This window comes from Nocardia sp. NPDC058497 (genome assembly GCF_042720195.1).
Lineage (GTDB): Bacteria > Actinomycetota > Actinomycetes > Mycobacteriales > Mycobacteriaceae > Nocardia.
Map to the genome: position 1 here is coordinate 1 of NZ_JBHXMY010000333.1, position 6758 is coordinate 6758.

General features: G+C 68.3%; 8 protein-coding genes. 5 read left to right on the forward strand and 3 right to left on the reverse strand.

Going from position 1 to position 6758, the window contains the following annotated elements; all coding sequences use genetic code 11:
• Positions 1-134 precede the first annotated feature (134 nt).
• From pstS to ACFWPJ_RS20900, 3 genes are all read right to left on the reverse strand, one after another.
• Positions 135-1244: a phosphate ABC transporter substrate-binding protein PstS gene (gene pstS, locus ACFWPJ_RS20890; protein WP_378853732.1), complete on the reverse strand. Its 1110-nt coding sequence runs from the start codon at positions 1242-1244 to the stop codon at positions 135-137.
• Positions 1245-1541: 297 nt separating this feature from the next.
• Complete coding sequence (gene mshD / locus ACFWPJ_RS20895) at positions 1542-2450, reverse strand: mycothiol synthase (protein WP_378853734.1); 909 nt, start codon at positions 2448-2450, stop codon at positions 1542-1544.
• Positions 2451-2513: 63 nt separating this feature from the next.
• Positions 2514-3275, reverse strand: coding sequence for a winged-helix domain-containing protein (locus ACFWPJ_RS20900; RefSeq protein ID WP_378853736.1), 762 nt, complete (start codon positions 3273-3275; stop codon positions 2514-2516).
• Positions 3276-3465: 190 nt separating this feature from the next.
• On the opposite strand from ACFWPJ_RS20900, the gene ACFWPJ_RS20905 reads away from it, so the two are divergent.
• From ACFWPJ_RS20905 to ACFWPJ_RS20925, 5 genes are all read left to right on the forward strand, one after another.
• Complete coding sequence (locus ACFWPJ_RS20905; protein WP_378853738.1) at positions 3466-4311, forward strand: LmeA family phospholipid-binding protein; 846 nt, start codon at positions 3466-3468, stop codon at positions 4309-4311.
• The gene (locus ACFWPJ_RS20910) at positions 4308-4742 is read left to right on the forward strand and encodes a thioredoxin family protein (protein WP_378853740.1); all 435 of its coding nucleotides are present in this window, start codon (positions 4308-4310) and stop codon (positions 4740-4742) included. The genes ACFWPJ_RS20905 and ACFWPJ_RS20910 overlap by 4 nt, the downstream gene beginning before the upstream one ends.
• 279 nt (positions 4743-5021) lie before the next feature.
• Positions 5022-5492 (forward strand): DUF4395 domain-containing protein, encoded by a 471-nt coding sequence (locus ACFWPJ_RS20915; protein ID WP_378853742.1) that lies wholly within the window; start codon positions 5022-5024, stop codon positions 5490-5492.
• Positions 5493-5523: 31 nt separating this feature from the next.
• A complete protein-coding gene (locus ACFWPJ_RS20920; RefSeq protein ID WP_378853744.1) occupies positions 5524-6357 on the forward strand; it encodes a sulfurtransferase in 834 nt (277 codons plus the stop codon).
• Between the two features lie 5 nt (positions 6358-6362).
• A complete protein-coding gene (locus tag ACFWPJ_RS20925) occupies positions 6363-6668 on the forward strand; it encodes a DUF1416 domain-containing protein (protein ID WP_378853746.1) in 306 nt (101 codons plus the stop codon).
• The last annotated feature ends 90 nt before the right edge of the window (positions 6669-6758 follow it).

Genomic DNA, 6758 nt, shown 5'->3' on the forward strand with positions numbered 1-6758 from the left:
CCGGGGGGGTGGGCTAGTTTTTTTTCGGGGGCGAGTCTGTATTCTCGTCTACTCCCGCGCCGCCGCGCGCTATCCTACACCCCCCCCCCCCGCTGCGGTCACCTCAGGGTGCGTGGTCATGGTCTTCGAAGCGATCAGGAGATGGCGTTGATCGCGGTGGTCAGCTTGGTCTTGAACTGGTCGGGGATGGCGACGTAGCCAGCCTGGTCCAGACCGTTCTGACCGTTGGTGACAGCCGAGGTCAGGAACGCCTTGACGGCCTTCGAGGTCTCGGCGTCGGCGTACTTCGAGCAGACGATCTCGTAAGTCGGCAGGATGATCGGGTACGCGCCGGCGACGGTCGGCTTGTAGAACGAGCTGACGTCGAGGACGAGGTCGTTGCCCTCGCCCTTGATCTTGGCGCCGTCGATGGCCTTGCCCGCCGACTCGCTGCTCAGCGTGACCGGGTCCTTGGACGCCGACGTGATGATCTGCGCGATCGACAGGTTCTGCGCCTTGGCGAAGGACCACTCGTTGTAGGTGATCGAGTTCTTGGTGTTCTTCACGGCCGCCGAGGTGCCCTCGTTGCCCTTCGAACCCTCGCCGACGCCACCGTTGAAGGTCTTGCCCGCTCCCTTGCCCCATGCGCCGTCCGAGGCCGCGTCGAGGTAGAGCTGGAAGTTGTCGGTGGTACCCGACTCGTCGGAGCGGAAGATCACGGCGATCTTCTCGGAGGGCAGCTTGGCGTTGGGGTTCAGCGCCTTGATCTCGGGGGCATCCCAGGTGGCGACGGAGCCGTTGAACACCTTGGCGGCGGTCGGGCCGTCGAGGACCAGATCGGTCACACCGTCGATGTTGTAGGTGATGGCGATCGGGCCGAAGACGGTCGGCAGGTTCCACGCCGGAGCACCGCAGCGCTCCTGAGCCTTGGCCGGCTCTTCCTTCTTGGAGCTCAGCGGGGAGTCGGAGCCACCGAAATCGGTCTGGCCACCGAGGAACTCGTTCACGCCGGCGCCGGAGCCGCTGGAGGTGTAGTTCAGGGTGAAACCGTCGCAGTTGGTCTCGTAGGCAGCGATGAAACGCTCCATGGCGTTCTTCTGCGCCGAGGAGCCGCTGGCCTTCAGCGCCTGCTTGCCGCCGCAGGCGACGTTCGTGTTGGCGCCGACGGTGTCGCCACCGGTGTTGTCGTCGCTGCCACAGGCGGCCAGGGTCATGGCACCCACGGCGAAGACGCCGACCAGGGCACTGGTGCGCTTGAAGTTCACTTTTCCTCCGACAAAGCTGGGTGACTCGCTCGGTCCCTCACCGGCCCGAGCGAGTTGGGCGGTGCGGATCGCGGGTGAACGCGCGCACCAGGCGACGAGTGTTGCCGCCCAGAAGTAACGTAGGTTCGCCCGGTTGACAGTTGGCCCGACGGGGGTTAACGGAGAATGAACAGCCCGGCGCGAATAGGGCCACGAATGTGATGTTTGCCCCAGTTTTACTCACATGTACCCGGTCATCCGCGCAATATTCAGCGGCGCAGAAGAATTCACCCGCGGTGTGAGGTGTCTCGCATCGAGTCAGGGCAGCGCGTAGGCGACGTCGATATGCGCCGGGGCGAACCCCAGTTTCGAGTAGGTGTGCACGGCGGCGCGGTTGTCCGCTTCGGTGTAGAGCAACACCTCGGCCAGCCCCTCGGCGCGCAGGTGCCGCAGTCCGGCCAGGGTCAGCAGCCTGCCGAGGCCACGGCCCTGCGCGGACGGATCGATGCCGACCACGTAGACCTCGCCGGCCGGCGCGGCGTCGGGATGCACCTTCGTCCAGTGAAAGCCCAGCAAGCGGGCCGGATCGGCGGCGTCGAAGGCCAGGAACAGCCCGGCCGGATCGAACCAGGATTCGGCGCGCCTCGCCGCGATGTCGCGCTCGGTCCAGCCGCCCTGCTCGGGGTGCCAGGAGAACGCGGCGTTGTTGACCCGCAACAGTTCGGCGTCGTCGGCGGGGCCTTCATAGGTGCGCAGGACGAGATCTTCGGGCACAACCAGGTCCGGTAGCTCCGGGGTTGCCAGCGACCGGCGCATCTGCCACAACTCCCGCGCCGTGACCAGCCCGAGGCCCGCGGCGAGCGCCTTGGCGGCGGGCAGATCACCGTGCGCCCACACCCGCGCGCCAGGACCACCCTCGGCCAGCGCGGCGCGCACCAGCTCGGCGCCGACGCCGTTGCCGCGTGCGGACGGGTCGACCGAGACCTCCGCCATCGCGGGGTGTTCGTCATGTGCCGCAACGAGATTGGCGTAGCCGACGAGTTCGCCCGCGCGTTCGGCGAGCAGATGCCTGGTCGCCGGGTCTGCCTCGGCGAGCGAGAGCACCGACTGTTCGGAGACCGGCGCGACGCCGTCGGCCGCCTTCGCCCTGGCGAGCAGGTCGCGCACCAGCGGCGCGGTCGCCGGATCGACCCGGTCGGTCCAGGTCAGGGTTGCTGTCTGCGACATCGCCGTCCTCCTCGCTGTGCGCGGCGGGGAGATTGACCACGCCGCGCCGTACCGTTCTTGGCGCTACTGCGCGTTGCCGTTGAGCGGGGCCAGCGAGTCGTCGCCGTCGACGTCATCGTCGTGGAAACTCACCACGTCACCCTTGGCGGCGGGCGTCCTGGCCGGGCGGACCGCCTTGTAGCCGACATTGCGCACGGTGCCGATCAGCGACTCGTACTCGCTGCCGAGCTTGGCGCGCAGGCGCCGCACATGCACGTCGACGGTGCGGGTGCCGCCGAAGAAGTCGTAGCCCCATACCTCCTGCAGCAGCTGGGCGCGGGTGAACACCCGTCCGGCGTGCTGGGCGAGGTACTTGAGCAGCTCGAATTCCTTGTAGGTGAGATCGAGCGGGCGACCGCGCAACCGCGCGGTGTAGGTGCCCTCGTCGATCACCAGCTCACCCAGGGTGATCTTGCCCGTGTTCTCCGGGCTGGCCACGCCACCGTTGCGGCCGACCAGCAGCCGCAGCCGCGCGTCCAGCTCGGCGGGGCCGGTGCCGGGCAGCAGGATGTCGTCCAGGCCCCAGTCCGCGTTGACGGCCACCAGGCCGCCCTCGGTCAGCACCGCGACGACCGGCACCGAGGATCCGGTGCTGCCGAGCAGCCTGCACAGACCGCGCGCGGCGGCCAGATCGGTTCTGGCGTCGACCAGCGCGACATCGGCGCTGCCCGCCTCCAGCAGGGACGACACCTCGGTCGGCGCCGGCCGCACGTTGTGCGCCAGCAGCGACAACGACGGCAGCACCGCGTCGGGGTTGGGGTCGGAGGTCAGTAGGAGCAGCTCCACCGGGCTCTCCTCCTATCTCGTTGCTCCGCGGACGACAGCAGCCGCGGAGCTACGTCGCCGAAACACAGGTCAGTCGATTGCAACATTAGCCCCTGAATGCCGATGACCTCGCACCATGGGCTCTCGCTGACGTGTCTTTGCCGGGACCTCCGGGCCCGCTACCCGCGGCGCCCGCCGCTAGAGTCACAGCATGCGCAAGCTGATCATCGGGCTGCTGTGCCTGGCCGGGGTGGCGGTGGTGATCGATTTCGGCGCCGCCGCCTACACCGAGTACCACGTATCGCGGCAACTGCGAGCCGGAGCCGACTTGTCGGCCGACCCCGAAGTGACCATCAAGGGTTTCCCGTTCCTGGCCCAGACGATGTCGGGCCGCTACGACGAAATGCTGGTCCGTGCCCGCAGCATGCGCCCCGACATCCCCGGCGAGATCGCGCTGGAGGCCACTCTCTACGGCCTGCACGCCTCGGCGAGTCAGCTGGTCGACGGCACCGCCCGCGCCGTGCAGGTCGACCGCGTCGAAGCCCAGATGGCGATCGAGCCGACCGAACTGGGCCGCCTGTTCGGCATCCCCGACCTGCAGGTCCTCGGCCCGCCCGCCGACAAGTCCGACGGCACCGGCGGTTCCGGCGGCTCCGGGCTGACCACCGCGGGCGCCCATGTCCTCAAGGGCACCCTCCCGGTCGCGCCCAACGGCCGCATCCTCGGGCCCGGCGTCGTCCCGACGAGCAACACGACCAAGGTCGAAGTGCAGGTCGAAGCCGATCTGCTGCTCGACGGCGACAAGATCCGGATCCAGGCCACCCGCTTCTACACCGACCGCACCTCGACCGCCGATACGCCGACCTCGGCCACCAAGTCCGAGATCCTCGACGTCGATCGGCCGGCCGTGCTCGAGCGGTTCAGCCGTACGATCGATACCAAGGAACTGCCGTTCGGCATCGCCCCCACCGAGGTGGAGGCCAAAGGCGGCCAGATCATCGTCTACGGTGTCGGCCGCTCCCTGACCATCGACCTGGACCGATTGCAGCAACCATGATCGAACTCGTCATCCTCGCCGCCGTGGTGCTGGCCGCCGTCGCGGTCGGCCTGCTGCTGCGGCGCAACCAGGGCCGCGTCCGCCCGGCCACCCTCGACCCCGAGACCGCCCAGCGCGCCCGCCTGCTCGACGCGGCGGGCGTCACCGGCGCCACCCCCGCGGTGCTGCACTTCTCGGCCGACTGGTGCGGCCCCTGCGACGCGGTCCGCCGGGTCGTCGCCGGCGTCACCGCCGACCTGTCCGATTCCCCGAACGCGCCGCGCGACATCGAGATCGACATCGACGCCGACCCCGCGCTGGCAAGGGAACTCAACGTCCTCTCGCTGCCCACGACCTTCGTCTTCGACGCCGAGGGCAAGGAGCGTTTCCGCATCTCAGGCGTGCCGAAGGCGGGCGATCTGCGCACCGCGCTCGAACCGCTGACAGTGTGATCTAGCCCCGGAGTTCAGGGGGGCCGGGACATTTCCCGGGACGACCGGGTAAACTGCTTCTCGTGCAATCCGACCACGAGCTGATGCTCACCCGACGCCGCACAGTTGATCTGTGTCGGCTCGGTGGTTGTTGCTGCCTGTGCCGCTGAACGGTCGGCTTCTCTCCCCCGGAGATTCCTGACGCCGACCTATGTCCGCCGCGCGAGTGATCGTCTCGATCCCCCGGCGAACCGGCAGATCCGAAGTCAACAGACTTATCTCAGCGCAGGAGTTCGCACAATGACCACTTCCCTTGATTCCCCACCGCGCGTCGACGTCCGCGGGCCACGTTTCGTGGCCTGGGTGACGACCGGCGTGCTGGTTCTGGTGCTCGTCGCCGCCGCCTTCTCCACCGTCGCCGCCGCGATCCTGATCGGCCTGCAGGCCGTCGTCTTCGCGATCGGCGCGTCGGGCGGCCCTGCCAAGAACCCTTACGGCCGGATCTACGCGGCGTTCATCGCGCCGCGGCTTGGTCCGCCCACCGAGACCGAGCCCGTGCCGCCGCTGCGTTTCGCGCAGCTGCTCGGCTTCGCGTTCGCCGGTCTGTCCCTGCTGGGCTTCGCGCTCGGCTCCCCGATCGTCGGCGCGGTGTTCGCCGGCTTCGCCCTGTTCGCGGCGTTCTTGAACGCGGCGTTCGGGGTCTGCCTGGGCTGCCAGATCTATCCGCTGGTGGCCCGCCTCCGCCGGTCCACTGCCCCGGCACCGTTCTGACCCCCTGCAAGTCATCTCTGAAAGGAACAATATGGCTCGCTCCGATGTCCTGGTCTCCGTTGACTGGGCCGAAGAGAACCTCAACGCCCCCGGCGTCGTCTTCGTCGAGGTCGACGAGGACACCTCCGCCTACGAGGGTGGCCACATCGAAGGCGCCGTCCGGCTGGACTGGAAGACCGACCTGCAGGATCACGTTCGTCGCGACTTCGTGAACCAGGAGCAGTTCTCCGACCTGCTGTCCTCGCGCGGCATCGCCAACGACGACACCGTCGTGCTGTACGGCGGCAACAACAACTGGTTCGCGGCGTACGCCTACTGGTACTTCAAGCTGTACGGCCACAACGACGTCAAGCTGCTCGACGGTGGCCGCAAGAAGTGGGAGCTCGACGGTCGTCCGCTCTCGCGTGACGCGGTCGCGCGCCCGGCCACCCAGTACAAGGCCTCGGCGCCCGACAACTCCATCCGCGCGTTCCGCGACGAGGTCATCGCGGCCATCGGCGCCAAGAACCTGGTCGACGTGCGTTCGCCCGACGAGTTCTCCGGCAAGATCCTGGCTCCCGCGCACCTGCCGCAGGAGCAGAGCCAGCGGGCCGGCCACATCCCGACCGCGATCAACGTGCCGTGGAGCAAGGCGGCCAACGAGGACGGCACCTTCCGTACCGACGCCGAGCTCGCCGAGCTGTACAAGGACGCGGGCCTGGACGGCGAGAAGGAGACCATCGCCTACTGCCGCATCGGCGAGCGTTCCTCGCACACCTGGTTCGTGCTGCAGGAGCTGCTCGGCCACCAGAACGTCAAGAACTACGACGGCAGCTGGACCGAATACGGTTCGCTCGTCGCTGTGCCTATCGAGTTGGGAGCGTAATCAATATGTGTGCAGCACCTACCCAGGGTCAGGCCATCCCGGCCGGTGTCGACGTGGAGAAGGAGACGGTCATCACCGGCCGCGTCCTGAGCGCCGACGGTCAGCCGGTGGGCGGCGCGTTCGTGCGTCTGCTCGACGGCAACGGTGATTTCACCGCCGAGGTCGTCGCCTCCGGCACCGGTGACTTCCGCTTCTTCGCCGCGCCGGGTTCGTGGACCCTGCGCGCGCTGTCCTCGTCGGGCAACGGCTCGGCCTCGGTCTCCCCCGAGGGCGCCGGAATCCACTCGGTGGACGTCGCGGTCGCGAAGTAAGAACCTCACAACGGGGCGGGGGGTGTTGGGGGGGGGGCTCACACCCGCGGGTGGTGTGGGGGTAGCTCACCCCCGCGCTCTCACACACAG